This is a genomic window from Pantoea sp. Ae19-2 (genome assembly GCF_059801205.1).
In genome coordinates this window covers 82,088-106,353 of record NZ_JBCHWE010000001.1, presented here as the reverse complement: position 1 = coordinate 106,353, position 24,266 = coordinate 82,088, and the positions used below count along the sequence as shown (strand labels likewise).

The following is a 24,266-nucleotide window of genomic DNA, read 5'->3' as shown; positions in this document are numbered from 1 at the left end:
TTATGTCGTCGCGGGGTGAGCGCAAAGTTACATTGGCGTGCTTCCGGTTACCTGGTCAACTTTAAGGCGGCATAGCATACAATATTTTGTGCTATTGGCCTACAGCGTACGGAAGAGAAAGTGGCGTCAGTCAGAAACGGCAGGCCGCCGCACCGGTAGCGCGTCAGGGTGGCCAGGCGTTACCCCGAACGAAACCTGCCCCATAAAGCGTATTCGCGGGGGCGGCTACTCCTCAGGCCTCGACTAATCGACGAGTTCGATGCCCAGACTTTCCAGCAAACAAACCGCTTCCAGGCGAGAAAATTTGGCTTTATCGACCGTGTTATGGAAGATATTGATGGCGTAATTCCAGGATTCTGTGAGATCTGCGCCACGTAGCACGGTGTGATTGAATAAACTGCCCGTCAGGTCCGATTCGGTGAGCGTTGCGCCGGTTAAATCGCACTCCCTGAAATCCACCTCTGTCAGTTTGCATGCCTCCATTTTTAAGCCCTGCAACCGCAGCCCAAAAAAAGAGCCGCTGGCCAGAATACATTTCTGAAAATGCAGTTCGTGATCCAGATAAAAATCGGGCCAGTAGGCTGTCGTCCAGTCAATGCCGGTCAGCTTGCACTCATTGAAGTGAACGCCAAAGAAGCGGCTATTGGATGGGTTCAGCAGGCTCATATTGCAGTGATTAAACACACAGTTGATGAACTTGCAGGCCGAAAACACCGCAGAGGTAAAGTTGGCGTTATTGAATTCGCAGTCTTCAAAATGCGTTTCAGCGATCGTCAGACCGGTGAAATCTTCTTTTGAAAACTGGACGTCGTAAAATTCAGCATGGCTTTTGACAGATTGCATATTCACCCTGAGGGTTAACGGTGGCATTTCACGAAAAGTTTATGCGATTTCTTCGCGATGAACCCGCATAAGATTCACCTTCACGCCTTGCCTCACAAATCTCTGGTCAGGCATTTCTTGCGCATGCGCTGCAGCCAGTTCATCGCCGGGTCACCCTTGCCTTCCTGCCAGGCCGCATCCAGCCTGACCTGCCGGTAAAGGAAGCCGCACGGAAGCCAGGCGCACCGGCTTAGGGAGTGACAACTGGCGACCCGAAAAGCTGACCACAATGATAATCGCTCGCATTCAACAGTTGAAATAATTCTTTTTAAATCAACCAGATAAATTGAAAATTTTTCAATAAAAGGCTTCCCATTCGTTACCAGCCTGTTGCATAATTCACCACTAATTTATTAACACTCAAAGGACGCGGCCATGCTGACTGCTGAAATGACTGGACGTTTAAACGACCAGCTGAACCTCGAATTTTTCTCCGCCAATCTCTATTTACAAATGAGTGCGTGGTGCAGCGATAAAGGCTATGAGGGCGCAGCGTCCTTCCTGAAAATGCATTCGCGTGAAGAGATGGAACACATGCAGCGCCTGTTCGACTATCTGAGCGATACCGGTGCTATGCCGGTGCTGGGCAGCATTGCTGCACCGCCCGTTGCCTACAATTCACTGAACGAAGTGCTGATTCAGGCGCTGGATCACGAGAAGCTGATTACCAGTAAAATCAATGAACTGGCGCACTCAGCGATGACAACGCAGGACTATTCAACCTTCAACTTCCTGCAGTGGTATGTTGCAGAACAGCATGAAGAAGAGAAGCTGTTTAAAACCGTGCTGGATAAACTGGCGATGGTTGGCGATAGCGGTAACGGTCTGTTCCTGGTCGATAAAGACCTTGGACGCATGAGCACCGAAACCCACTCCGCCTAAAATAAACCGGCCCACGCAGGTGGGCCGGTAGTGTGATTTGCGCTCTGGGTTACGCCAGTCGGTAACAGGTTGTCATTTCCCCGTTGACCCACAGCGGACGCTTCTCGCCCGGCGGTAAGCTAATCGCCATATCACGCCACGCTGGCTGATAATCTCCCCGCTTTTCAATGATCAGCTCCAACCGTGACGCGCTGCTGGTTAACGTCCAGCTCAGCCAAAGCGCATTGCCCTTCTGCCAGCCATGCGTTTCTCCGTCGTCGTCAAACAGTTCGCCGGAGGTGGTCGCATTGCCCGGCGCAGGCCACAGCTGCAGTTCCCGTACGTTATCACGCTGCGCATCGGTGGTACTTTCACACTCTCCCAGTGGAATGGCAGCACCGGCACGGACCAGTAACGGCAGACGATCCAGCGGCGCATCCAGCATTACCGACTGGCCACCCGCCAGCCAGCTACCGCTGTGCCAGTCATACCAGCCGTGGGCGTTATCTGGCAGATAGACCTGCCGCTGACGGGCGCCCTGCTCAACCACGCTTGCCACCAGCAAATCTCGCCCCAGCATGAAATCATCGCACTCGTCATAGGTGCGCGGATCGTGCTCGTGATCGAGGAAGGTTGGCCGCAGCATTGGCTCATCCTGCTCGCTGGCCTGCCAGGCCAGCGTATACAGATACGGCATCAGGCGATAACGCAGGCGAATAGCCTCACGAATCATTGATGTGGCTTCCGGATACATCCAGGGCTCGTTGACAGTGTGATCGTCATTCCATGAGTGAATGGTAAAACGGGGGTGCATCACGCCATTCTGTACCCAGCGCACAAACAGCTCCGCATCCGGTTTATCGCCGGCAAACCCGCCCACATCGTGCCCGACGTTAAACAGGCCTGACAGACTCATTCCCAACCCCATACGGATGTTGTAGCGCAGGGTTTGCCAGTTTGTCCGGTTATCCCCGCTCCACGTCTGCACATAGCGCTGCATGCCTGCGCAGCCTGAACGGGAAATCAGGTACGGCCTTTTTTCCGGGGCAAAGCGCTGCTGAGCCTCCATCGAGGCGCGCATCATCAGCAGCGGCATCACCGGCCGGATGTGCTTAATCGCAATGGGCTGGCCAAAGCCATAGCAGCGTGCTTCGCCGTCCCAGACTTCATATTCGTTATTATCGTTCCAGGTCGAATCGATCCCTTTTTTCAGCAACTGCTCAGTGACGTTTTGCTGCCACCACGCCACCGTTTGGGGATGGGTGAAATCCAGATGCGAGCCTTCATCATCCCAGAATACGGAACGCTCAGGCCGATCCTGTTCCGAATCGCGGATAAACAGCCCCTGATCCGCCACTTCTTTATAACGTGGATGATCCTGTAACAGGCAAGGCTTGATGTTGGCCGCCAGCTTCATCCCGGCCTGATGGAAAGCGGCGCTCATGGCATTGGGATTCGGCACCTTGTCATAGTTCCAGTTGAACACGTAGCGCTTGTTATTGATGGAGGTGTAGCCCGACGACAGTTGAAACGAATCGCAGGGAATCTCATGCTCGCGGCACAGTTGAATAAAAGACAGGAGCTGTTGCTGCGCATCAGGCGCATCCGTGTAGTGCATGGTGGAACCGCTGTAGCCCAGGCTCCACTTCGGTTGAAAGAGCGTCCGGCCGGTGAGGCGAACAAATGCTTTGGTCACCTCCAGCAGCGTCGGGCCCAGCATCATGTAGTAATCCAGATCGCCCGCCTCTGCGCGGTAACGGCGATAAGGCAGATGATAATTATCTAACTCATTCCCCAGGTCCAGCCAGCTGCTGGTGAGGTTATCGTAAAACAGCCCGAAGCTGACGCCGTCACGCTGGGTCAGCGTGAAAGGAATATGTTTGTAGAGCGGATCGGTACTGGCAGCGTTATAGCCCATCGCATCCAGATTGCGCATTTCGAAACGGCGATTGACCCGGTTGAGATCGCCGCTCTTTTCACCCAGGCCGTAAACCCGATCCTGCGGCTGACGACGCTGATAATGTTCCACGCCATCGCCATGCATGTTCAGCAGGTAAGCCCCGGTATGGCGATCGACCGCCAGCGGCTGCCAGTCGGTGCCGTCAAAATGTTCCCAACTGAGGCAAAGGGGATAATGCACGGTAACCCGCAGTCGGTCCGTGGCCAGACGGATTTGTTGCGCCTCCTGTTGCAGGGTAAAGGCGGGCAGCGTAAAACCTTCCAGCGATTCACGGTCGCGCCCCTCCCAGGGCACATCCTCCTGCGGGGCAATGCTCCAGGTGCGGTTCAGCGCCAGTTCCCCGTCGCGTTTCAGCAGCACGCGCATCAGGCCGTTTTCTAATACGTAAATCCGTAAAAAGTGACGCTGCTCGACTTTCAGTTCGACAAAATGCGGCGTTTGTTGATGTAGCGTCCATGTCTTAAGTGTTTTCATGAGATTACCCTCACTGTTTAGCAGTACGTTGGCGGCGTTCGGCAATAAACATCACCAGAAAAACCGCGCCAATCAGATCAAAAAAGCCCATGGCAATAAACAAGGGATTGAAGCCAATGGTGTCGGCGGTAACGCCGATAATCAGTGAAAAAATAAAGCTGGCTATCCAGGCGCAGGACCCGCGCATGCCGTTGACCGTCGCCATCTGGCGGCGATCAAAACGCTCAACCACCAGCGCGCTCAACATGCAGGAAATCACCTGGTGGCCGAAACCGCCGATGGAGATCAGGGCAATGGCAAGATAGGGATCTTTAACCAGCGTCATCAGTGCCAGCGAGATCATCAGCGCGGCCCCGGTGACGGAACTGGCGACGATGGAGTTCACGCGGGAGCAGCCAAACCAGCGCACGTAGAGTTTTGTCAGGTAACCGCTGGCGACGCTGCCGAAGTCAGCGGCCAGGAACGGCAGCCAGGCGAACATCACGATCTGCTTCAGATCCATGCCGCGTTCATTGGCCAGGTAGAGCGGCACCCAGAAGCTCAGGACCGCCCAGGCGGGCTCGGCTAAAAAAGCCGGAATAGCGATTCCGTAAAACTTCTTCTCTTTCCCAATCACTTTCATCGCAGTGAAAAACGGCAGCTTTTCGCCGATGACTTCGTTGTCCTGGGTAATAAATGCCCGCTCCTCATCCGAGAGGCGCGGATGGCGCTCAGGCGAGTGATAACCCCACCACCAGAGCGCCACCCAGATCAAACCCAGCCCGCCGGTGAGCAGGAATGCGCCCTGCCAGCCAAACGAGATATGCGCAATATAAATAATGGGCGGAGCCAGCATCGCGCCGACGGAAAAGCCAACGCCCGCCCAGCCTGCCGCTACCGGCCGCTCCTTTTTTGGAAACCACTCCCCGATGGCCTTGGCATTCGCGGGCGTGGCTGCCGCCTCTGATGCACCCATCACAAAACGTAACAGCGCCAGATGCAGCCAGCTTCCTGCCCCGGCGTGCAGCAGACAGGTGACAGACCAGATAACGGCGCAGATCAAAAAGCCCACTTTCAGACCGATAACATCGATTAACCAGCCGCACACAGGCTGAAACAGCGTATAGGCCAGTTGGAAAGCCGCCACGACCCAGGAATACTGCTCCGTGGTCATATTCAGGGTGCTTTTCAGTTCCGGTGCCAGAATCCCCAGGGAGTTACGGGTGATGTAATTCACCGTGACGCCCAGCAGGAACATGCCCAGCATCCACCAGCGCAAATTTTTAATCATCCGCAGCGGGCGCGACGACGCGTGAGTGCGGGTGGTCGAGTCGAGACTCATGATGAAACTCCTGTAGCCAGTGATTGACGCGTTGCCGCGCAGCGAGCCTGTTTATCTGATCCGACCTTAAAAAAGCCGAAAACGTGGGTACAGCCCATTTTTTGCAACCCTTTTCATGGCACTATCGGGAAATAACAAAAATGCCCTTGCAGACCAGCAGGGACACGATTCAGCACCTTATGAAAATTTTTTCATTTGCAGATTTGAGGGCGATCACAGAATGAAGCAAAGCTTAAAAGTGAGCGAAATTGCTGCCCTGAGCGGCGTGTCGATCAGCACGGTTTCGCGCGTCCTTGCCGGGAAAGCCAATATTCGCGCCGCCACGCGCGACAAAGTGTTACGCATCGCCCAACAGCAAGGCGTGCTGGATAATCTTCAGCATGGTCGGCTGTTGCTTAATGACCTGATGGTATTTGCGCCACCGCGGGCATTCGATATCCGCACGGATATCTTTTATTACAAGGTGATCCAGGGGATCAGCGAAGCCGTTAAACCGCACGATGTGCGGTTGCGCTACTGCCCGCTGGAAGAAGTGGAAAGCGATGCCGCGCTGTTTATCGACAAGATGCAGCAGACGGAAGCCGCGCTGTTGATCGGTATCGACGATGAACACATTCATCAGTTGGCGGCCGAAATGAACAAACCCTGCGTGCTGATCAACGCCCGCGACCGCCGAATGCGCCTGCCCTCGGTGTCGCCGGATCATCAGCTTATTGGCGAGTTTTCCGCGCGCTATCTGTTTGAACAAGGCCATCGGCAAATTCTGTCGCTGCACTGCCTTCGGCGTTACACCATGGAGCAGCGGCTTCAGGGTGTACGCGATGCCTGGCATGCCATGAATCTGCGCTTCGACAGCCGCCAGCACCTGATTACGCTCAACAGTTTTAGCAGCAGCGAAGCCAGCGCCTGTCTGGGCGACTATTTGCGTCGCTGCCCGCAGGCGCAGCGCCCTACGGCGATTCTGGCGAGTGGCGATTATATTGCCGCCGGAACGGTGCAGGCGTTACAGCAAGCGGGCCTGCGGGTGCCGGAAGATGTGTCCGTGATGAGCATGGATGGTTTCAACCTGGCCACCGTGCAGGAGATCCCGTTAACCTCGGTTCAGGTTCCGCGAGACGAGCTGGGCGAGGCCGCCGTCAAAATGCTTCAGGCGCTGCGTTTAGATCCAAACCTGCCGCCCGGTAATCTGCTGCTGAACGGCAAGCTGGTGGTACGCGACTCGGTACGCCGCATCCGGGATAATCCGGGTCGTGCGCCGGTGCAGCAGCACGGGCTTTACAGCTAATGCGATCAGGCAAAGCTTTCCCAGCGGGATGACAGCGTAAAGTGACGCTGCCAGCTGAGCGTGGCAGACGCGCGGGCGATTAACTGCTGGCACAATGCCGGCTCGACAAAAGCGGGAATGACCTGTTCCGCTCCGCTGTGTTTGATCAACGCCAGTTGATCGTCCAGCGGGGGATGGACATTCCAGGGCAACCACTGCGCTGAGCCGTTTTGTAGCATCGCGAAGGCCCGCGTGCCGCGAGCGACATGACTGCTAAAAATCAGGTTGAACTCGGGCCGCTGGCTCAGCAAGGCGGCCAGGCCGCTGTTCGCCACCGCATCGGCCGCGACGATAACGCTGTCAGGTCGCCATTGCGCAGGCGTCGGCTCACGCAGCAACGGCAGCAACGCCAGCGCCGTGGCGGCCGGCAGCGCATTTTGCGCCAGCAGCTGTGACACGTCTTCCCGCACCTGCGGGCACAGCACCACCGGCAACCCTTTTGCTCGTAGCCGCAGTGCCATCTCCGGGCCTCTGCCGTGCAACGGCGCCGTGACCACCGCCCCGTGGCGGGCAGCCTGTACCAGCGCGTCAACCTGCTGATTAAGCCGCTGATGACGGTCGCCGTAAGAGGCATCGGTAATCAACCAGCGCGCCCGTGGTGGGCGGTCAAAAGGCAGCAGCAGTGATTCGCGACTCCAGTCGCCCATATAGGTGATGCCGCCCGCGACCGGCAGGTGAAACCAGACGGATCCCGGTGAGTGGCCGCTCCGGCCGGTAAACAGATTAAGCGGGCCAACCGCGCACTGCCCGCGTAAGGGCAATGCGTGCCGCGATCGCGCAGGTACTGGGCACTCTCCCAACTGCTGCCAGGTCAGTTCCGTGGCGTAAACCGGCGGCGATCCCAACGCCTGCCAGCTGTCGAGTGCACCTGTATGGTCGCCATGAGAATGGGTCAGACAGATGGCATCGACGTGCCCCGTGACCGCTAAATCCGGCCTTACGCCGGGCTCCGGCCCCGCGCCCAGATCCCACAACAGGCGGTATCCCTGAATCTCAAGCAGGAAAGCGGCGGGCAACTTTCCCCCCACGCCGCTCACCACGGTCAGGCTTGCCATGGCAATACTCCCTGCGGCAGCGCGCGCGTCAGGCGCGTCGCCAGCAACATCAAGGTCAGAACAACCAGAATCATCAGGCATCCTACGGCGACAGCCAGCGGTGCAGAGCCGCCCTCATCAAGAAAGATAATGGTTGGCCCAAGGGTTTGCGTATCGGAGGTCACCAGCAGCACCGAGACCTGAATTTCGTTCAGCGCGGTCAGAAAGACCAACAGGCTTCCCGCCAGCGCAGACGGCGCCGCCAGCGGCAGTAAAATATCGCCCATGCGGCGCAGAAACCCCGCCCCACACAGACGCGCGGCCTCATCCAGCGAGGGGTCAATTTGTGCGAAGCCCGCCAGCGTGGGGCGCAAGACTAAGGCCAGGAAGTTGGACAGATAGGCGGCGAGAATGATCCAGACCGTGCCGTAAATCGAGACCGCCAGCACAGGAAGCGGCGGCAGAAAAAACAGGATTGCCGCCACGCCTGTCACGATACCGGGCAGCGCATAAGTCAGCTCGCTGGCAAACCACAGGCCGCGCACCAGTCGCGTGCGTCGCCAGCTCAGGAAGAAAGCCAGAAACAGCGCCATGACCGTGAGCATCAGCGTCGCCAGCGAGGTGAGCCACAGGCTGGTCGCGAAAGCATGGCGTATTGCGGGATAGCCCCACAGCGCCTGGTAAAAGTTTTCCAGCGTCAGGGTCTGCCACGTCAAGGCCTGACCAAAGCCGCGCGTCAGCGCACTGGTCAGCAGCGCGCTGACCGGCATGATGAGCGTAGCCGCCATCCACAGCCAGGCCATCACCTCCGTGGGCAGCCGCCCGCGGTTAAGCGGTTGCTGAAACGGGCGCGGCGAGCCACTCACGCGAACATCACGCCGTCCGCCCAGCCAGCCGCTCAACATCATGCCGGTTAAGGTGATCAGCGCAATCAGCAAAGAATAGACGGCCGTATCCGGCAGCGCACCGGGGCCAATGGCGTTAAGTTGCTGATAGACAAGCGTAATTAAGGTCGACAGGCGTGCCGGAATGCCCAGCATCGCCTGAATACCAAAATTACCCACGCTTGCCACAAATGCCAGCGCTGCGCCCGCGAAGATGGCGGGACGCGCCAGCGGTAAAATAATGGTGCGCAGGATTTGCCCGTGCGAAGCGCCGCTAATCTGCGCGGCTTCCACCAGTTCTGCCGGTAAACGGCGAAGCCCGGCACGCACCGTCAGGAACACCAGCGGCGCATTGTGCAGGCCCAGCAGCAGCACGATTCCGCCCCATGAATAGAGCGGTTGTTCACCCGGCGCGAACCAGGGTAAACCCAGCAGCTGAAACAGCGATGCCAGCAGGCTGCCTGGCGCCAGCGCCTGCAGCCAGGCAAGTGCCGTCACCTGTGGCGGAATCATCAAGGGTAAGATAAAGGCGAAGACCCAGGCTGCTTTAGCGCGCATATCGCTCAGCGCAACCAGCCAGGCGGCGAGCGTGCCAAGCAACAGCGACAACAGGGTGGCGCTCAGCCCGATGCTTAAGGTCGTTAACGTGGCGCTGAGTACCCGGCGGCTGATCAACAGCTGCGTCAGCCGTGTCAAATCCGGTACGCCCTGCGGGGCTATCGCTGTCCAGATCAGCCGGGTAAAAGGCGCCACGGACAGCAGCCCGATCGTCAGCACCAGCAGCCCTAGCACCCAGGGTTCAGCGCGAAAACGCCAGCGCGTGCGATGCACCCGGCGAGGCTGACAGTCGTTACTCAGCACGCTCATTCTCAGCCACCGAACAGCGCGGTAAACTGTTCCCGCACCTGCGCATCATCGGCCACCGCCTTCTCCACGTCCGGGGTCAGCAGTTTGATCTGGTCTACCGGAACAAAGCCTTCAGGCGCGGCAATGCGGTCATCGACCGGCCGGTTACCCTGCTGAACCACCAGTTTCTGTCCCGGCTCTGACAGCAGGAAATCCACAAAGGCTTTCGCGGCAGGCAGGTTATGCACCGATTTCATAATGGCGACGGGTTCCGTGACGTAAGACACGCCCTCTTCGGGATAGACCAGGTCGATGGGCGATCCCTGCTTTTTGGCCCGGATAATGTCGGCATCGGTAATCACACCATATTTATCCAGTCCACTCGCTACGGCTTTTAACGCAGGTCCGTTACCGCCCTGCGGCGCGATGCCCAGCGCCGCCAGCTGTTTATAGAAGTTCCAGCCGATGTCAGGCGTCGTGATATCCGTGTGCAGCTTATACAAGGCAGCCCCGGAGTAAAGCGGACTGGGCATGGCAATTTGCCCTTTGTTGTCCGCGTTTAGCAGGGCTTTCCAGCTGTTAACGGGTTTAGCGCGCTGCGTGTTGTAGGCAATCACGGTGGCGATAATTTTGGTGCCAAAAAAGGTTTTATCCCGGTCATAAAAGGCGGGTTTCAAGTGATCGACGGGCGCATCCTGATACGCATAGAGCTGCTTCTCTTTCTTCAGTGCGCCAAGGTTGATGGCGTCGGCAACCAACAGCACGTCGGGCTTCACCTTGCCGCTCATCATTTCCGTGTGCAGCACGTTCATTAACTGCGTGGTGCCGTTGCGCGTCCATTCCACCTGAATACCGGGATAGGCCGCTTTGAACGCGTCCATGGTTTGCTGCGCAATTTCCGGTGCCTGCGAGGTGTAGACCACCAGCTTGCCGGCAGGCTTGTCTGCCGCCAGCGCCAGCGTGGGGCCTGCCAGCGCAGCCGTGAAGAGCAGAGATGTAACCGAGGTAAGCATGAGTTTTTTCATACTGTCTGAAGTCCTTTATGCGGGAAGAATCCAGCCGTCAGTCACGGCAATATTTACGGTGTCGTTAACCCTGAGAGCAGAGACATCGTCAAGGGCCAGCGTGATGGAAACCTCAGGCTCTGCCTGTGGAGACAGATGGATGTCGTAATGGCCGCCGCGGTAAATCAGGCGTTCAACCCTGGCGGTGAAATGGCCGGTTTCGTCAGCCGCCAGGCGGAAACTGGCCCGATGAAAGCTGGCTTTACCCTGCGGCAAGGCTGTCTGATGCGCGGCACAGCGCAACCGCATCCGTGTACCAAACAGCATCACCGATGCCTGCCCCTGGCCTGTCGGTTCAATCTCTTTTACCGGCAGCACGCGCCCCTCATCAATAAAGGTGGCGACCATCTCATTGGCGGGCTCACGCCACAGGGTTTGTGGTGAAGCAAACTGCATGACCTGCCCCGCATTCAGCACCACAACGCGATCGGCCAGCGCCATCGCTTCGCGCTGATCGTGGGTGATATAAATTAAGGTGGCCCCGCTGTGACGGTGAAAACGGCGAAACTCCTCTTCCATGGCGGCACGCAAATGCACGTCAAGGTTAGCCAGAGGTTCGTCAAGCAGGACCAGCCGGGGCTTTGCCACCAGGCAGCGGGCCAGGGCTACGCGTTGACGCTGACCGCCGGACAGATCGGCCGGGCGGCGATCGGCAAAGGCCAGCAGGTCGACCAGCGCCAGGGCCTGCGGGATACGTTCTTCCCGATCGGCACGGTTTACGCCGCTGACTTTCAGGCTATAGCCTACGTTTTCAGCCACCGTCATATGCGGCCACAGCGCGTAGTTTTGAAACACCACGCCAAGATCGCGGTTTTCGGGAGGCAGATGAAAATCCGGGGAGGCAAACAACGTGTCGTCCACCCAGATCTCGCCGCGATCCAGCGTTTCAAATCCGGCGATTAACCTGAGTAAGGTCGTTTTGCCGCAGCCGGAGGGGCCCAGCACGGCGATAAACTCACCCTGCTGGATCTCCAGCGATACCGCCTCAAGGACCGGCTGCGCCGCGAAGGCTTTATTCAGCCCGGAGAGTGAAATTGCGGCCATGTTGATGTCGCCTTTGCCGTGTACGTTTTGTGCAAGACGTTACGACAGTTTGATGACAGGACCGTGACACCGGGCTACTTCGGCAGATGGACCGCCACGTAGCGCTCGTAGCGCGATGGCTTGATTTTGGTTAAATCCGCCAGAACCAGCCCATCAATACAGTTGTTAAAGTCCGGGTCGCTGCCGAAATCAATAAACTGCACCCCGCCTGGCTCATAGACTTCGCAATACTGTTTGTAGAGCGTGGGGATGGCGACGCCGAGGTTACTGAGCAGCTGCTTCAGCCGCTGAAGATCCTCTTTGTAATCATTGCCGCTAAACTGGGCCAGTACGGCAGGCAGAGAGGCCGGATAAGGACAGCGCGAGGTCGCCAGCGGAAAGTCCGTTGGGAAATAGATCCGATAGAACGCGACCAGCAAATCGCGCGCCGCCAGCGGCATAGTGCCAGAGATGGAAACCGGTCCGAACAGATAGCGCACCTCGGGATATCTGGCCACGTAAGCCCCGATGCCAAGCCAGAGATAGTCCAGCCCGCGTTTACCCCAGTAGGCGGGCTGAATAAAGCTGCGGCCCAGTTCAATGCCCTGACGAAGAATAGGGATCATGCGTTCGTCGTAATGGAACAGGCTGTGACTATAGAGGCCTTCCATGCCGCGTCGTTCCAGCTGTTCGCCACCGGGGATAAACCGGTAAGCCCCGACGATTTCCAGCTCTGCGTCGTCCCACAGAATCAGGTGATAGTAGTCATCATCGTAGCTGTCGAGATCCCGTCGGCGACCGCTGCCCTCACCGACGGCACGAAAGGCAATCTCACGCAGCCGTCCCAGTTCACGCAGTATCGGCACCCAGGTCGCCCCGTTACGCCGCCACAGATAGATCTTCTTGCCGTCAGGCGTATTGCCCAGCAACTCGCTTTGCAGCAGAGCCTTTTTCAGTTCGGCACGATCTTCCGCCAGCGCGATGGCGGATTCTGTCTGGAAGAGCCCTTTTTTGCCCTGCCCCAGGCGGTAAACATGTTTTCGCACGCGCTTTGCCAGCTCTTTGCCGGGCGTATGGCCATCGTGCCAGTGCGCGAAGGGGATCTGCGCGCCGATACGCAGTTTGATGCGCATCCCGCGTTGTTTAAACATTTCACGCACCAGCATCAGCATCGCCACGGACGGTGCGACTTTCGCGGTGGCATAGAACAGTGAGCTGTTTCGACCTTCGACATGCACCGGTACCAGCGGCGCGCGCGCTTTCGCGGCCAGGCGCAGAAAGCTGTGATGCCATTCGCGATCGCGCACGCCGGCGCTGGTCAGGCGGGACACTTCGCCCGCCGGGAAGATAATCAGGACGCCCTGATTGCTCAGGTGCTGTTGCATGTGCTGCAGCTGCTGGCGGTTGGTGCGGTTACCGATATTGTCGACGGGTAACATCAGGCTGTTGAGCGGTTCCAGCAGCATAATTAGCCGGTTCGCCACGATTTTCACGTCGCGGCGAACCTGAGATATCGCATGCAGTAACGCCATGCCGTCGATGGTACCCAGTGGATGGTTCGCCACGATCACCACCGGTCCGTGCGATGGGATCTGCTCCAGATCGCGCTCGCTAAGTTCGCAACGGACGTCAAGATGTTCCAGTACCTGCTCGACCATATCCAGCCCTTTCAGGTGGGGATAGCGCGCGGCAAAGCGCTGGAATTCATCTTCACGTAGAATCCACTTCAATATCCGTTTCTGCCAGTTGGCAGGACGCTGGTTCGGCCAGAAACGTTCAATGACCTGATCGACTGAAAACATAGTTAACCTTTCGTGCCTGTCCCGGAGATACAGCGAAAGTAAGTCGCATTGTTTGCACTTTTATGAATTACGGCAGGTCGGCAGGCAAATTTGTTGGCGCGGTCAGCGGCACATGAGCGCCTAAACAGGTTTTCATCAGGAAAAACAGCAAGATAAGACAGGATATTTCGCCGGCTCGGCGCGGCGCCGGGATATGAAAAATCTTAATACTGGTTGCTATAAAGGCGCTAACGTCTCCTGGCCGCCTCTCAGTAGGAGGCAGCGGGGCCGGTTGCCGCTGCCAAACCTCTGCAGCCACGTCTTCATCCCTTTTGGGCAGCCGGTCCCTGTGCGCGCTACGGGTTGTGCATCATGGCGGCAACCGGGGTCCAGATCTCGGTCATCGCGCCCGCTTTACCCGTAAAGGGATCCCGTTTTGGCAACGGGACTTTTTTCACTTTTTCCTGGGACAGTTTGAGCTGGCCGATTTCATCGCGCAGAATTTCAGGCTTCAGCCCTTCAGGATAGGCACCTACCGCCAGGAAATCTTCGCTGGCGGAAACCTGTCGATGCCCGACACCCGCAGGGATCAGCACGGCATCCCCTGCCCGCAGGGTAATCATGCGGCCACTGTCGCCCCCAAACAGCACTTCCGCCCAGCCTTCAGCGACGCCAAGAAGCTCATGCGTATTGGGATGGTAGTGCATATAGGGAAACAACTGATCGCGCCAGTCAGGCGGCCAGCCATTTTTTTCAAAGGTTTCCTCGAACCAGGTGGCGATATTCTCTTCGTCCTCCGGCACCACGCGTGGCCAGATAATGAGCGGCAGCGGATTGTTTGGTACACCGGCAGACGGGCTGGCGAACATTAAATGTTGTGGGTTATTTGATGCCCCAGCTGAAAATGTGCCTGCTGCGAAAGACATCAGCAACATCAGACTGGAAGTTTGGGCAGTCATACAATGTCTCCTTTTTTTCTTTAGTGTGACAAAGGTCGCAGGGTTGGAATGTGCGCTATACATCACAATTTACATAATCACTCTAACTCGCTAACCAAAGCCAAATTAGTTGTTAACAATATCTCCTTAACCCGCTAAGTCTTTTTTATCTGGTAGGATTAATCTGTAAACGGTGCGGCGGCCACCGTTGCCCGCTGAACCGCCCGCTTTTTTGCCGCCGTCAGCGCGAAGATGAAGACCAATACCGCCAGAAAATGACGGGCCGATGACACCGCCCCGATCTGCTGCGCGGGCTGTTGCAAGGAAATAAAAAAACCCGCCAGAGCTGACGGGTCGGTGCACGTTCATGGGCCTTAACGGAAGCGCCTGGCTGGCTCGTTTTACTCAGTAAATAATCCCGGGTGGATTAACCATCGAATGGGTAATCGCCTCATCCTGCTCGCCCCAGCGTTGTAACACCTGGCGATACTGCCCGCCGGCAATAGTGCCATCCAGCGCGGTTTGCAGCGCCGCGGCCAGGCCATTGCCTTTTTTCGTGGTCACCGCTACCCAGGCGCGGTAGGGCCCCTCGCCGACTAATTTCGTCTGGCCGCGTGACGCCACCTTCCAGGCCGCCACGGCGTGCGGACCAAACATCGCATCTGCCCGCCCTGAAAGCAGATACAGCGTGGCCGAGGCATCGTCGGTCAGGTAGGCGTGACCGGTGGCAATCCTTTCGCCCGGTTCTGTGCGTCCCAACTGAGTAAAATACGTTCCTGATTGGTGCCGGAGGCCACGATGATGCGTTTGCCCGCCACGTCTGGCGGAGAAGTTATCGCGCTGATCGGACTGTCCGCCTTGACGGCAAAGGCGTGGTTATCGGCCCGATAGGTCGCAAAATCAAACTTCTTTTTCCGCTCTTCGGTCACCGCGATATTAAACATGGCCACGTCATAGCGCCCGGCACTGATCCCCAGCGGCCAGTCCTCCCAGGAAGCCGGTACCAGTTTAAGTTTCAGCCCGAGGCTGTCCGCCAGCAGGCGGGCAATATCCGGATCGCTGCCAATGCGGGTCACGTTATCCGCCGCCAGCAGCGCCAGCGGCGGTGAGTGAGTGGCTGAAGTCGCTACCGTTAAGGTGCCAGGCTCAACAAAATGAAAATCCGCCGGAATTTTTTTAACCGCCTCAGGGTTCACCGACGCGTGAATCGGCTGTTCATTTCGGGCGACATCCGGTTTTTCCTCGGCAAAAACCGCGCCGCTCACCAGCAGCGCGCACAGCGTCACACAGGCATATCTCATTCTGGCCCCTTAGAGTACGCGCGCCAGAAAGCGGCGCGTTCTCTCATGTCGTGGGTGGTTTAACACCTGGCTACTGCTGCCCTGCTCGACAATTTTTCCGTCCACCATAAACACCACGTTGTCAGCTACCTCGCGGGCAAATCCCACTTCGTGTGTCACGATGACCAGCGTGGTGCCCGATCGGGCCAGCTTTTTAATCACGTCCAGCACTTCGCCGACCAGTTCCGGATCCAGCGCCGAGGTTGGCTCATCAAACAGCATCACCCGGGGTTGCAGCATCAAAGCCCGGGCAATGGCAATGCGCTGCTGCTGCCCGCCAGAGAGATGCCGGGGCCACGCATCGGCCTTATGACGCAGGCCGACGATATCCAGTAGCTCACCGGCACGGATTATCGCTTCACGCTTCGAGAGCTGACGGTGCGCGATGGGCGCTTCGATTAAATTTTGCAGTACCGTAAGATGGGGAAACAGATTGAAGTTCTGAAAGACATAGCCCACGTTAATGCGCTGACGCAGAATCGCCCGCTCCTTCAGCTCATATAGCCTGTCACCCCGACGCTGATAACCAATGTAATCGCCGTCAATCTGGATAAACCCTTCATCCACGCGTTCCAGGTGGTTAATGGTGCGCAGCAGCGTCGATTTTCCCGATCCTGATGGCCCCAGAATCACCGTAACGGAACCGGGTGCCAGATCCAGCGAGACGTTGTCCAGCGCCTTGAGCCTGCCGAAACGTTTGCTGACGCCGGTAATGCTGATGGCTCCGGTGGTAGGGGATAAGCGGTAATCAATGGCTTCGGACATGGCCGATCTCCTCAACAGGATTAAGCGGTGCGACGCGAGTGCGCCATTGTCGCCAGCGCGACGGTTTGGGTTCACGGCTGACGCTGCGAGCCAGCCAGCGCTCAACGCTGTGCTGAATCACTGACAGGACGGTGGTGATAATCAGATACCAGGCCGCGCCGACCATCAGTAACGGGATCACTTCCTGGTTGCGGTTGTAGATCATCTGGATGGTGTAAAACAGTTCCGGCATCGCCAGTACATAGACCATCGCCGTGCCCTTCGCGAGGCTGATAATCTCGTTAAATGCAGTCGGAATAATGGCGCGTAACGCCTGAGGCAGAATGATGCGAAAGGTGCGACGCGACGCGGACAGCCCGAGGGCGGAAGCCGCTTCCACCTGACCATGATCGACACCCAGAAAGCCGCCGCGAATGATCTCTGCACTGTAGGCTGCCTGTACCAGCGTCAGACCAATCACCGCCGCGGGAAACTGGCCCAGCACGTTGATGGTCTGAAAATGGCCCCATGACAGCGAGGTAAAAGGCACGCCAAGAGAGAGCGTGTCATAGAGATAGGAGAAGTTGTAGAGAATGATCAGCACCACGATCAGCGGCAGCGATCGAAACAGCCAGATGTATCCCCATGCCAGGCTGCTTAACAGCCAGGACGACGAGAGCCGCGCCAGCGCCAGTACGCCACCGAACAGCAGGCTGAACACCGTGCCCAGCAGGGTCAACAGCAGCGTTTGCCCCAGGCCATGTAAAATTACCGGATCAAAGAACCAGCGGGCAAACACGCCCCATTCCCAGCGTGGATTAAACGCTACCGACTGCACCACGCCCGCCAGGATAAACAGCGCTACCACAGCGCCCAGGGTGCGGGCGGGATAGCGGGCAGGCACCACATGAAGTTGTTGTTGATGACGCATGCTCGCTCCTTAACTTGCCTGCGCAACGCTGGGCACGTCGATGACTTTGATGAAGCGCAAGCGTCCATCGTGCGGTGGCTGTCCGAAACGCTCCAGATCGCCACTCAGATCGAACTGCGGCTCATAGCCGTGGCCGGTATATAAGCGCACCGCCTCGGGCTGGCGGAAACCGGTGGTCAGAAACAGGCGCTGATAACCGGCGCGCAGCGCCCGTCGCTCCAGCTCTTTTAGCACCACCAGCGCCAGCCCCTGACGACGCAGGTCGCCACGCGTCCAGATGCGCTTCAGCTCTGCCGTGTGCGCGTCGTAAGGTTTGTACGCGCCCATGGCGATAATCTCGCCGTCGCGCTCCAGCACAATAAATAAGCCGTGCGGCGGCAGATACCATTCGGCCTGCTCCTGTTCCTGATGGCGGCTGAAATAATCGCCATAGCGGGCCGCATATTCACCGAATAAACCGGTCAGGATGGGCACCAGCTCGGGCGCATCCGGTGACAGCTCGCGGAATTGCAGTTCACTCATCATGCGCTCCTTAGTCACCCAGACCCGGTGGATTAATCTCGGAATGGTCGATGCGTTCAACGCCCTCGCCCCAGCGATCCAGCACCTTCTGATAGTCACCATTTTGAATGACGCCGTTCAGGGCGGTGCTGATCGGTTCAGCTAACCCACTGCCTTTTTTTACCGTGACGGCAATGTGCGCGGCTTTCGGCCAGCCCCCATCAACGCTGCCGACCAGGCGGGTTTTGCCGTTGAGCGCGGCTTTCCAGGCACCGATCACGTTAGGGCCAAAGTACGCATCCGCTCGTCCGGCCTGCAGCGCCAGCGTCTGGGCGGCGTCATCTTTGGTGTAAATCGGCGTGAAAGGCTTAAGGCCCCTGGCCTGATTTTCTTTATCCCAGGCGAGTAAAATCGCCTCCTGATTGGTTCCAGAACCCACAATGATGCGCAGTCCGGCAATATCCTCGGCTTTAGTCAGCGACTGGATTGGGCTGCTGGTTTTGACGTAAAACCCCAGCGAGTCTTTACGGTAGGTCGCAAAATCAAACTTCTCTTTGCGCGCCTTCGTCACGGTGATGTTGGTAATGGCGGCATCATATTTTCCCGAGGCCACGCCGAGCGGCCAGTCTTCCCAGGAGGCCGGCACCACGTTGAGCCTCAGCCCCAGGCTGTCGGCCACCAGCCTGGCGATATCGACTTCGCTACCCAGCAGCGTTTTATTGTCATCCGAAAAAACAGTGAGCGGCGGGGAATTCAGCGCCGCTACCGCCACGGTCAACGCGCCCGGTACGGCAAAATGATAGTTGGCGGGCAGCTGCGCCACCGCGCTGGCATTTTTCGGCGTGTGGATCGGGGCTTTGTTGGCCTCAAGACTGACGCGCTGGCCATTTACGGCGACGCTGGTGCTTTCCGCCAGGCTGCCACCGCTGACGCTAAGCATCAGCAAGGCGATAAAACTCGTTTTATGCATAGCAAAGGCTCTTATTGTGAGGTGAATTGATTAACCGGCTGTGGCAACGCAAAGCTGTCACGCAGCGTTCGGCCCGGGTAGTCACGTCGCGCTAACCCGCGCGCCTGCAAGACGGGCACCACCTGGTCAACAAAACGCTCAAAGGTATCAGGCGTACCGCCGTTGATGATGAAACCGTCTGCCGCCTGGCTTTCAAACCACAGTTGCAGGCCGTCGGCGACCTGCTCCGGCGTGCCATGAAACAGCGGACGTGGCGTGGCCGCTTCCAGCGCCGCCTGACGCAGCGTGTGCCCCTGCTCGCGGGCTTTGCGTTTAATCTCGTCGGTGGTACTGCGGAAACTGTTCTGGCCAATATCACCGAGATCGGGAAAAGGCGCATCGAGTGGATACTGTGAAAAATCGTGATGGTCGAAGAAGCGACCGAGATAGTTGAGCGCATCCTGGATGGAAACCAGCGCGGCGGTGGTTTGATATTGCTGCTCCACCTCCTCTGCATCTCTGCCGACAATCACGCTTACGCCCTGAAAAATATGCAGATCCTGTGGCTGACGGCCGTTTTTCACCAATTGCGCTTTAACATCCCGGTAAAAAGCCTGGGCTTCTTCTCGCGTTGGCTGATGCGTAAAAATGGCATCGGCATGACGCGCCGCCAGCTTTTTGCCGTCCTCCGAGGCACCTGCCTGAAAAATGACCGGTCGGCCCTGCGGCGTGCGGGAAATATTGAGCGGTCCCTGCACCTGAAAGAAGTCGCCGTGATGGTTAAGCGTGTGCAGCTTCGCGGGATCGAAAAACTGACCACTCTCTTTATTGCGAACAAAGGCATCCTGTTCCCATGAATCCCACAGCCCTTTCACCACCTGCAGATATTCGTCGGCAATACGGTAACGCAAGGCATGTTCAAGGTGCTGCTGGCGAGAAAAGTTCTTCGCCGACCCTTCCAGCGGAGAAGTGACCACGTTCCAGCCCGCACGTCCGCCGCTCAGGTGATCCAGGCTGGCGAACTGGCGCGCCACGGTAAAGGGCTCGCTATATGAGGTGGAGACGGTGCCTACCAGCCCCAGATGTTCGGTGACGCCAGCCAGAGCCGACAGCAGCGTTAAGGGTTCGAACCGGTTCAGAAAGTGGGGAATCGATTTTTCGTTGATAAATAAGCCGTCGGCGACAAACAGAAAATCCAGTTTGCCCTGCTCCGCTTTACGCGCGATTTTTTTCGCGTAGTCAAGGTTAATGCTGGCATCTGCCTGGGCTGCCGGGTGGCGCCAGGCCGACATGTTTCCAGAGGCGCCATGCAGAATGGTACCCAGTCGAAGCTGTCTTGTGGTCATGATGTGCTCTCTTTTGTGCATCAGGATGCCAGGCAGCTGTCCGGGACAGCCACACAGGCACTTCAGGCGGTTGAAATCAATTCAGGGCGGGTTCACGACATCGGTCGTGAAGATGGTGCAATGCCTGCCGGGCGAGTTGCGCAAAATAGTGAGCGGCAGGCGCTATCGAAGATTCGTCGGGGGTGAAACCGGCATGATGCAGGCCAAAGTCGCTGGCGCTGCCAATGCTGACAAACGCGCCCGGCACCTGCTGGAGGTAGAAGGCGAAATCTTCCCCACCCAGGTGTAGATCGGCAGTCTGAACCTGATAGCCTACCTGGCGAGCCACCTCACTGCTGAACTGCGCCCAGTTCGCGTCGTTAACCAGTACGGGCGGTCCGGCATGCCAGTGCAGACTGGCCTGAGCGCCATTCGCCAGGGCGATGTTCTCCACCAGCGTGCGAACACGTTTTTCCAGTTCCGCCCGTAGTTGCAGATCGTGGGTGCGGGCCGTACCGCCAAACTCCACCGTTTCCGGCAGCACGTTCCAGGTCTTGCCGCCGTCAACGCGGGTGATACTGAGTACCAGGCTATCGAGCGCATTAAAGCTGCGACTGGTCAGCGCCTGCAGTGCCTGAATGATCTGGCTGGCGACCACGATGGCATCAACGCCCTGCTCGGGATGCGCAGCGTGCGCGCCCTTACCTGTCACGTGGATAACAAACTTGTCGGCATTGGCATAAAACGCCCCGCCACGCGTGGCGAAGGTCCCGCTCGGCAAGCCTGGCTCGTTATGCATGCCAAAAATGGCCTGTACCTGATCCAGCACGCCAGCCTGAATAAACTGCCTGGCACCGCACGCAATCTCTTCGGCTGGCTGAAATAAAATACGCACCCGTCCACGAAGCTGATGTTGCTGAGCCTGCAGTTCGAGCGCCGCCCCAAGCATCACGGCACTGTGTAAATCGTGGCCGCAGGCGTGCATGACTCCCGGCTGGCGAGAGTGAAAACTGACGCCGCTGGCCTCGTGGATAGGCAGCGCATCAATATCGGCACGCAGTGCAATCAGGTTTTCACCGCTGCCGATTTCCGCGACCACGCCGGTTTCCAGTGGATAATCCAGCAAGCGAATGCCGGCATTCTGAAGCCACTGGCGTAACCGCGCGGTCGTCGCAAACTCCTGGCCGGAGAGTTCAGGCCAGGTATGTAATTCACGTCGCCATTCAATTAACTGTGCTTCGTTCAGACTCATGGTTTACCTCGGCTAACACATCGTGCTCAGGCGGCGACCCACTGATGGGTGGCCAGTAGCTCCAGCGATCGGTAACGCGCGCGGGGATCGGCAATCGGCGTGTCGATAACAAACTCGTCAATGCTGAAGTTGCGCTGCAGGGCCTCCAGTTGGGCGTGGACCTGTGAAGCGGTGCCTTTCAACAGGGACGGCGTACGAGGCTCAATCAGGTAGTCCGTAAAGCCGCCCTGACGAACATAACGCTCCGCCTGTTCCAGGCTGGCGACGTTCACGCCTGGCCCGTTTTTGACCTGCACGTGAAAATGCCTGAGATCGGCCACCAGCAGCTCGGCCTCGGCGGGCGAGTCAGCTACGACCACCTGCACCGCCACCAGCGCCCGTTTGCCCTGAGCCTGTTGTGAATAGGCCCGCAGAGATCGCGCCAGAAGCTGACGATCGCCGTTGATATGCGCGGCAAACACGAACTGCCAGCCCAGCCGGGCCGCCAGCCGTGCACTCTCTTCGCTCCCGCCTAACAGAAAACGCTGTGCCGGAAGGGCCGGTAACGGCGTCGCGCGCACGGCTTCGTCCTCGTCCCGCGGTCCTGTCTCAGGCTTCAGCCAGCTGTCCAGTTGCGTAAGCTGTTCGTCAAAACTGCCCTTTTCGTCCTGATGGACCCCAAGCTGCAGTGCCCGAGTTGAAAGCGGCAGGCCTCCCGGTGCTTTACCGATGCCCAGATCGATCCTTCCCGGCGCCAGCGACGCCAGTAAATTAAAGTTTTCTGCCACTTTGTAGGGGCTGTAGTGCTGCAGCATCACCCCGCCAGAGCCGATACGAATATGTTGAGTTTGCGCCACCAGCCAGGCGATCAACACCTCAGGTGACGGGCTCGCCAGCTGCTCAATATTGTGGTGTTCAGCCAGCCAAAAGCGGTGATAGCCCCATTTTTCAGCCTGTTTCGCCAGCTGCAACGTGCGCTGGAGCGACGCCGCCGGTGTTTCACCTTCCGCTACGGGGGCTTTGTCTAACAGACTTAACTGATATGCCATTCACCTGTCCTCACTCATTTCCGTTATGGGCCAGTGTGGCGATGAGGATATATTTCGTAAAACAATAAATATGAGAATATGAAGTTAAAAAACGGCAATAGAATTTAAATAATAAAGTAATCAACCGAGGAGATTATTATTTCCGCGCGTAAAACATGATCGCGGAGAAGAGTAAAAAATCGCTCAATCACCATTTGCGTATTTTAACTAAGCTTTGATTAATTCCTTATTTTATCCGCGAAAGATCTCGCCTGATGATGATTCATCAAACTCACGATCTCAGGGCAAAAAAAGCATGGCAAAATTCAGCATGTTATTACACCGTCTCTTTTCAGGTAAACAGGGTTCAGACTGCCAGCACAGCGCAGTAAAAGCGCAGACGGCGCGGGCGGGCTCAGCCTCTGACAGCGCGTTATCCCCCCGCCATCATGTGTCGCGAGATAATAATCAACCTGCCGGTGTGCCGGTTTTATTTACCCATGAAAACGCCCCGACGTTATTACGCGATTACCCCTGGCAACCGAATCATCTTTAATCACCCGTCAGCAGCCTCAGATAAGGCGTTGGCCTGTTTAAATAAGGAGACTCATGACGTCATTATTAACGGAACAGCTGGTGCAGTGGCGTCGGGAATTGCACCAGCATCCCGAACTCTCTCATCAGGAGTTTGCCACCACGGAACGTATTACACGCTGGTTAAAGCAGGGTGACATTCGTTTGCTGCCCCTGCCGTTGAAGACCGGCGTGGTGGCGGAAATCGGCCAGGGAGAACCGTTGATCGCCTTTCGCGCCGACATTGATGCCCTTCCCATCGATGAAGGGGTGAACGTACCCTGGCAATCCCAGCGGTCAGGCGTAATGCACGCCTGCGGGCACGATATTCATACCGCGGTGATGCTCGGCGTGGCACATCAGCTTAAGCAACGCGAAGCCACGCTGCCGGGCCGCGTGCGGCTTCTTTTTCAGCCCGCAGAAGAGACGTTTGAAGGGGCCAGCCAGCTGCTTGCCGCAGGCGCGCTGAACGGCGTAAAGGCCATCTTCGGCATGCATAACGCGCCCGATTTGCCGCTGGGCACGCTGCGAACCCGGCCAGGCGCGTTTTACGCCAACGTTGACCGCTTTACGATTCGGGTGCACGGCAAGGGCGCCCATGCCGCACGGCCTCAGGAGGGGATTGACGCTATCGTCATTGCAAGCCACATCGTCACCGCCCTACAGACGCTGCCTGCGCGGGTGTTTAGCGCTCTGGACACAGTCGTTTTGAGCGTCACGCGTTTTACGGCGGGGAACACCTGGAATGTCCTCCCGCAGCAGGTAGAGCTGGAAGGCACGGTCCGCACCCATAATGCAGCGCTACGTCAGCAGATACCTGAGCGTATGACCACGCTGATTCAGGGCCTCGCAGCAGGCTTCGGCGCGCGGGCAGAACTGGAGTGGATAGCAGGGCCGCCTGCCCTGATCAATACGCCAGAATGGGCAGAGGTTGCGCTGGACCAGGCCGCCCAAAGCGGCTATTGCGCGGAAGAGGCTGCAACGCCACTGATGGGCGGGGAAGATTTTGCTTTTTATCTGCAGCAGGTACCGGGCGCCTTTGTGAATATCGGCAGTGCCAGCGCGTTTGGCCTGCATCATCCAGCCTTTAATCCCGATGAGGCACTGTTGCGGCCTGCTGTCGACTATTTCACCCAGTTGGCACCGCGCGCCCTGAACATCGTGGCGGCACAGTCCGTGCGTGAAAGCGAAACTGTTATATAAAAAATGGCGTCATCTGTGTCTGAACGGCTTGACTGTTATCTGTTCTAAT

At 57.6% G+C, this 24,266-nt stretch carries 20 protein-coding genes and 1 pseudogene; 4 read left to right on the top strand and 17 right to left on the bottom strand.

What is annotated here, in order from left to right:
- Positions 1 to 243: 243 nt before the first annotated feature.
- Positions 244 to 843, bottom strand: a complete 600-nt coding sequence (locus AAIE03_RS00485) for a pentapeptide repeat-containing protein (RefSeq protein WP_014605062.1) — start codon at positions 841 to 843, stop codon at positions 244 to 246.
- Between the two features lie 414 nt (positions 844 to 1,257).
- Here AAIE03_RS00485 and ftnA point away from each other — a divergent pair, with 414 nt between their 5' ends.
- A complete protein-coding gene (gene ftnA, locus AAIE03_RS00480) occupies positions 1,258 to 1,764 on the top strand; it encodes a non-heme ferritin (RefSeq protein WP_013027178.1) in 507 nt (168 codons plus the stop codon).
- A gap of 49 nt (positions 1,765 to 1,813) precedes the next feature.
- On the opposite strand, the gene AAIE03_RS00475 is transcribed toward ftnA, so the two are convergent.
- Complete coding sequence (locus tag AAIE03_RS00475; RefSeq protein WP_498562691.1) at positions 1,814 to 4,177, bottom strand: glycoside hydrolase family 31 protein; 2,364 nt, start codon at positions 4,175 to 4,177, stop codon at positions 1,814 to 1,816.
- A gap of 10 nt (positions 4,178 to 4,187) precedes the next feature.
- Positions 4,188 to 5,498 carry an MFS transporter gene (locus AAIE03_RS00470; RefSeq protein ID WP_013027180.1) on the bottom strand — a complete coding sequence of 437 codons (1,311 nt, stop codon included), beginning with the start codon at positions 5,496 to 5,498 and terminating at the stop codon, positions 4,188 to 4,190.
- A gap of 220 nt (positions 5,499 to 5,718) precedes the next feature.
- Between AAIE03_RS00470 and AAIE03_RS00465 the strand changes: the two genes are divergently transcribed.
- Positions 5,719 to 6,783, top strand: a complete 1,065-nt coding sequence (locus AAIE03_RS00465; RefSeq protein ID WP_498562690.1) for a LacI family DNA-binding transcriptional regulator — start codon at positions 5,719 to 5,721, stop codon at positions 6,781 to 6,783.
- Positions 6,784 to 6,788: 5 nt separating this feature from the next.
- Here AAIE03_RS00465 and AAIE03_RS00460 read toward each other — a convergent pair whose 3' ends face one another.
- The 14 genes and pseudogenes from AAIE03_RS00460 to AAIE03_RS00395 all read right to left on the bottom strand — a co-directional run bounded on the left by AAIE03_RS00460 (position 6,789) and on the right by AAIE03_RS00395 (position 22,462).
- The gene (locus AAIE03_RS00460; RefSeq protein WP_498562689.1) at positions 6,789 to 7,877 is read right to left on the bottom strand and encodes an MBL fold metallo-hydrolase; all 1,089 of its coding nucleotides are present in this window, start codon (positions 7,875 to 7,877) and stop codon (positions 6,789 to 6,791) included.
- The gene (locus AAIE03_RS00455; RefSeq protein ID WP_498562688.1) at positions 7,865 to 9,607 is read right to left on the bottom strand and encodes an ABC transporter permease; all 1,743 of its coding nucleotides are present in this window, start codon (positions 9,605 to 9,607) and stop codon (positions 7,865 to 7,867) included. The genes AAIE03_RS00460 and AAIE03_RS00455 overlap by 13 nt, the downstream gene beginning before the upstream one ends.
- A gap of 2 nt (positions 9,608 to 9,609) precedes the next feature.
- A complete protein-coding gene (locus AAIE03_RS00450; protein ID WP_014594596.1) occupies positions 9,610 to 10,611 on the bottom strand; it encodes an ABC transporter substrate-binding protein in 1,002 nt (333 codons plus the stop codon).
- Between the two features lie 15 nt (positions 10,612 to 10,626).
- Complete coding sequence (locus AAIE03_RS00445) at positions 10,627 to 11,694, bottom strand: ABC transporter ATP-binding protein (protein ID WP_498562687.1); 1,068 nt, start codon at positions 11,692 to 11,694, stop codon at positions 10,627 to 10,629.
- Positions 11,695 to 11,768: 74 nt separating this feature from the next.
- Positions 11,769 to 13,475 carry a bifunctional ornithine lipid synthase OlsF gene (gene olsF / locus AAIE03_RS00440; RefSeq protein WP_013027186.1) on the bottom strand — a complete coding sequence of 569 codons (1,707 nt, stop codon included), beginning with the start codon at positions 13,473 to 13,475 and terminating at the stop codon, positions 11,769 to 11,771.
- A 335-nt stretch (positions 13,476 to 13,810) separates the two neighbouring features.
- Positions 13,811 to 14,413, bottom strand: a complete 603-nt coding sequence (locus tag AAIE03_RS00435) for a cupin domain-containing protein (RefSeq protein ID WP_013027187.1) — start codon at positions 14,411 to 14,413, stop codon at positions 13,811 to 13,813.
- A gap of 384 nt (positions 14,414 to 14,797) precedes the next feature.
- A pseudogene (locus tag AAIE03_RS00430) lies at positions 14,798 to 15,693 on the bottom strand (ABC transporter substrate-binding protein).
- A gap of 9 nt (positions 15,694 to 15,702) precedes the next feature.
- Positions 15,703 to 16,497 carry an amino acid ABC transporter ATP-binding protein gene (locus AAIE03_RS00425; RefSeq protein WP_015699521.1) on the bottom strand — a complete coding sequence of 265 codons (795 nt, stop codon included), beginning with the start codon at positions 16,495 to 16,497 and terminating at the stop codon, positions 15,703 to 15,705.
- Positions 16,481 to 17,407 carry an amino acid ABC transporter permease gene (locus AAIE03_RS00420; protein WP_019104820.1) on the bottom strand — a complete coding sequence of 309 codons (927 nt, stop codon included), beginning with the start codon at positions 17,405 to 17,407 and terminating at the stop codon, positions 16,481 to 16,483. Before AAIE03_RS00420 ends, AAIE03_RS00425 begins: the two co-directional genes overlap by 17 nt.
- A 9-nt stretch (positions 17,408 to 17,416) precedes the next feature.
- Positions 17,417 to 17,929 (bottom strand): GNAT family N-acetyltransferase, encoded by a 513-nt coding sequence (locus tag AAIE03_RS00415; protein WP_019104821.1) that lies wholly within the window; start codon positions 17,927 to 17,929, stop codon positions 17,417 to 17,419.
- Between the two features lie 10 nt (positions 17,930 to 17,939).
- Positions 17,940 to 18,878, bottom strand: coding sequence for an ABC transporter substrate-binding protein (locus tag AAIE03_RS00410; protein ID WP_014594604.1), 939 nt, complete (start codon positions 18,876 to 18,878; stop codon positions 17,940 to 17,942).
- Between the two features lie 11 nt (positions 18,879 to 18,889).
- Complete coding sequence (locus tag AAIE03_RS00405; protein ID WP_498562686.1) at positions 18,890 to 20,203, bottom strand: LLM class flavin-dependent oxidoreductase; 1,314 nt, start codon at positions 20,201 to 20,203, stop codon at positions 18,890 to 18,892.
- Between the two features lie 76 nt (positions 20,204 to 20,279).
- A complete protein-coding gene (locus AAIE03_RS00400) occupies positions 20,280 to 21,434 on the bottom strand; it encodes an amidohydrolase (protein ID WP_014605053.1) in 1,155 nt (384 codons plus the stop codon).
- Positions 21,435 to 21,460: 26 nt separating this feature from the next.
- A complete protein-coding gene (locus AAIE03_RS00395; protein ID WP_498562685.1) occupies positions 21,461 to 22,462 on the bottom strand; it encodes an LLM class flavin-dependent oxidoreductase in 1,002 nt (333 codons plus the stop codon).
- 295 nt (positions 22,463 to 22,757) lie between these two features.
- Between AAIE03_RS00395 and AAIE03_RS00390 the strand changes: the two genes are divergently transcribed.
- Positions 22,758 to 22,997: a hypothetical protein gene (locus tag AAIE03_RS00390; RefSeq protein WP_022623165.1), complete on the top strand. Its 240-nt coding sequence runs from the start codon at positions 22,758 to 22,760 to the stop codon at positions 22,995 to 22,997.
- Positions 22,998 to 23,050: 53 nt separating this feature from the next.
- Positions 23,051 to 24,217, top strand: a complete 1,167-nt coding sequence (locus AAIE03_RS00385) for an amidohydrolase (protein WP_013027197.1) — start codon at positions 23,051 to 23,053, stop codon at positions 24,215 to 24,217.
- Positions 24,218 to 24,266: the final 49 nt, after the last annotated feature.

What these genes read in the sequence shown, in the direction of transcription:
- AAIE03_RS00415 (WP_019104821.1), bottom strand. Translation starts at nt 17,929, where the DNA reads ATGAGTGAACTGCAATTCCGCGAGCTGTCACCGGATGCGCCCGAGCTG.
- AAIE03_RS00470 (WP_013027180.1), bottom strand. Translation starts at nt 5,498, where the DNA reads ATGAGTCTCGACTCGACCACCCGCACTCACGCGTCGTCGCGCCCGCTG.
- AAIE03_RS00435 (WP_013027187.1), bottom strand. Translation starts at nt 14,413, where the DNA reads ATGACTGCCCAAACTTCCAGTCTGATGTTGCTGATGTCTTTCGCAGCA.
- ftnA (WP_013027178.1), top strand. Translation starts at nt 1,258, where the DNA reads ATGCTGACTGCTGAAATGACTGGACGTTTAAACGACCAGCTGAACCTC.
- AAIE03_RS00465 (WP_498562690.1), top strand. Translation starts at nt 5,719, where the DNA reads ATGAAGCAAAGCTTAAAAGTGAGCGAAATTGCTGCCCTGAGCGGCGTG.
- AAIE03_RS00425 (WP_015699521.1), bottom strand. Translation starts at nt 16,497, where the DNA reads ATGTCCGAAGCCATTGATTACCGCTTATCCCCTACCACCGGAGCCATC.
- AAIE03_RS00485 (WP_014605062.1), bottom strand. Translation starts at nt 843, where the DNA reads ATGCAATCTGTCAAAAGCCATGCTGAATTTTACGACGTCCAGTTTTCA.
- AAIE03_RS00390 (WP_022623165.1), top strand. Translation starts at nt 22,758, where the DNA reads ATGGCAAAATTCAGCATGTTATTACACCGTCTCTTTTCAGGTAAACAG.
- AAIE03_RS00450 (WP_014594596.1), bottom strand. Translation starts at nt 10,611, where the DNA reads ATGAAAAAACTCATGCTTACCTCGGTTACATCTCTGCTCTTCACGGCT.
- olsF (WP_013027186.1), bottom strand. Translation starts at nt 13,475, where the DNA reads ATGTTTTCAGTCGATCAGGTCATTGAACGTTTCTGGCCGAACCAGCGT.
- AAIE03_RS00475 (WP_498562691.1), bottom strand. Translation starts at nt 4,177, where the DNA reads ATGAAAACACTTAAGACATGGACGCTACATCAACAAACGCCGCATTTT.
- AAIE03_RS00420 (WP_019104820.1), bottom strand. Translation starts at nt 17,407, where the DNA reads ATGCGTCATCAACAACAACTTCATGTGGTGCCTGCCCGCTATCCCGCC.
- AAIE03_RS00385 (WP_013027197.1), top strand. Translation starts at nt 23,051, where the DNA reads ATGACGTCATTATTAACGGAACAGCTGGTGCAGTGGCGTCGGGAATTG.
- AAIE03_RS00455 (WP_498562688.1), bottom strand. Translation starts at nt 9,607, where the DNA reads ATGAGCGTGCTGAGTAACGACTGTCAGCCTCGCCGGGTGCATCGCACG.
- AAIE03_RS00410 (WP_014594604.1), bottom strand. Translation starts at nt 18,878, where the DNA reads ATGCATAAAACGAGTTTTATCGCCTTGCTGATGCTTAGCGTCAGCGGT.
- AAIE03_RS00395 (WP_498562685.1), bottom strand. Translation starts at nt 22,462, where the DNA reads ATGGCATATCAGTTAAGTCTGTTAGACAAAGCCCCCGTAGCGGAAGGT.
- AAIE03_RS00405 (WP_498562686.1), bottom strand. Translation starts at nt 20,203, where the DNA reads ATGACCACAAGACAGCTTCGACTGGGTACCATTCTGCATGGCGCCTCT.
- AAIE03_RS00460 (WP_498562689.1), bottom strand. Translation starts at nt 7,877, where the DNA reads ATGGCAAGCCTGACCGTGGTGAGCGGCGTGGGGGGAAAGTTGCCCGCC.
- AAIE03_RS00445 (WP_498562687.1), bottom strand. Translation starts at nt 11,694, where the DNA reads ATGGCCGCAATTTCACTCTCCGGGCTGAATAAAGCCTTCGCGGCGCAG.
- AAIE03_RS00400 (WP_014605053.1), bottom strand. Translation starts at nt 21,434, where the DNA reads ATGAGTCTGAACGAAGCACAGTTAATTGAATGGCGACGTGAATTACAT.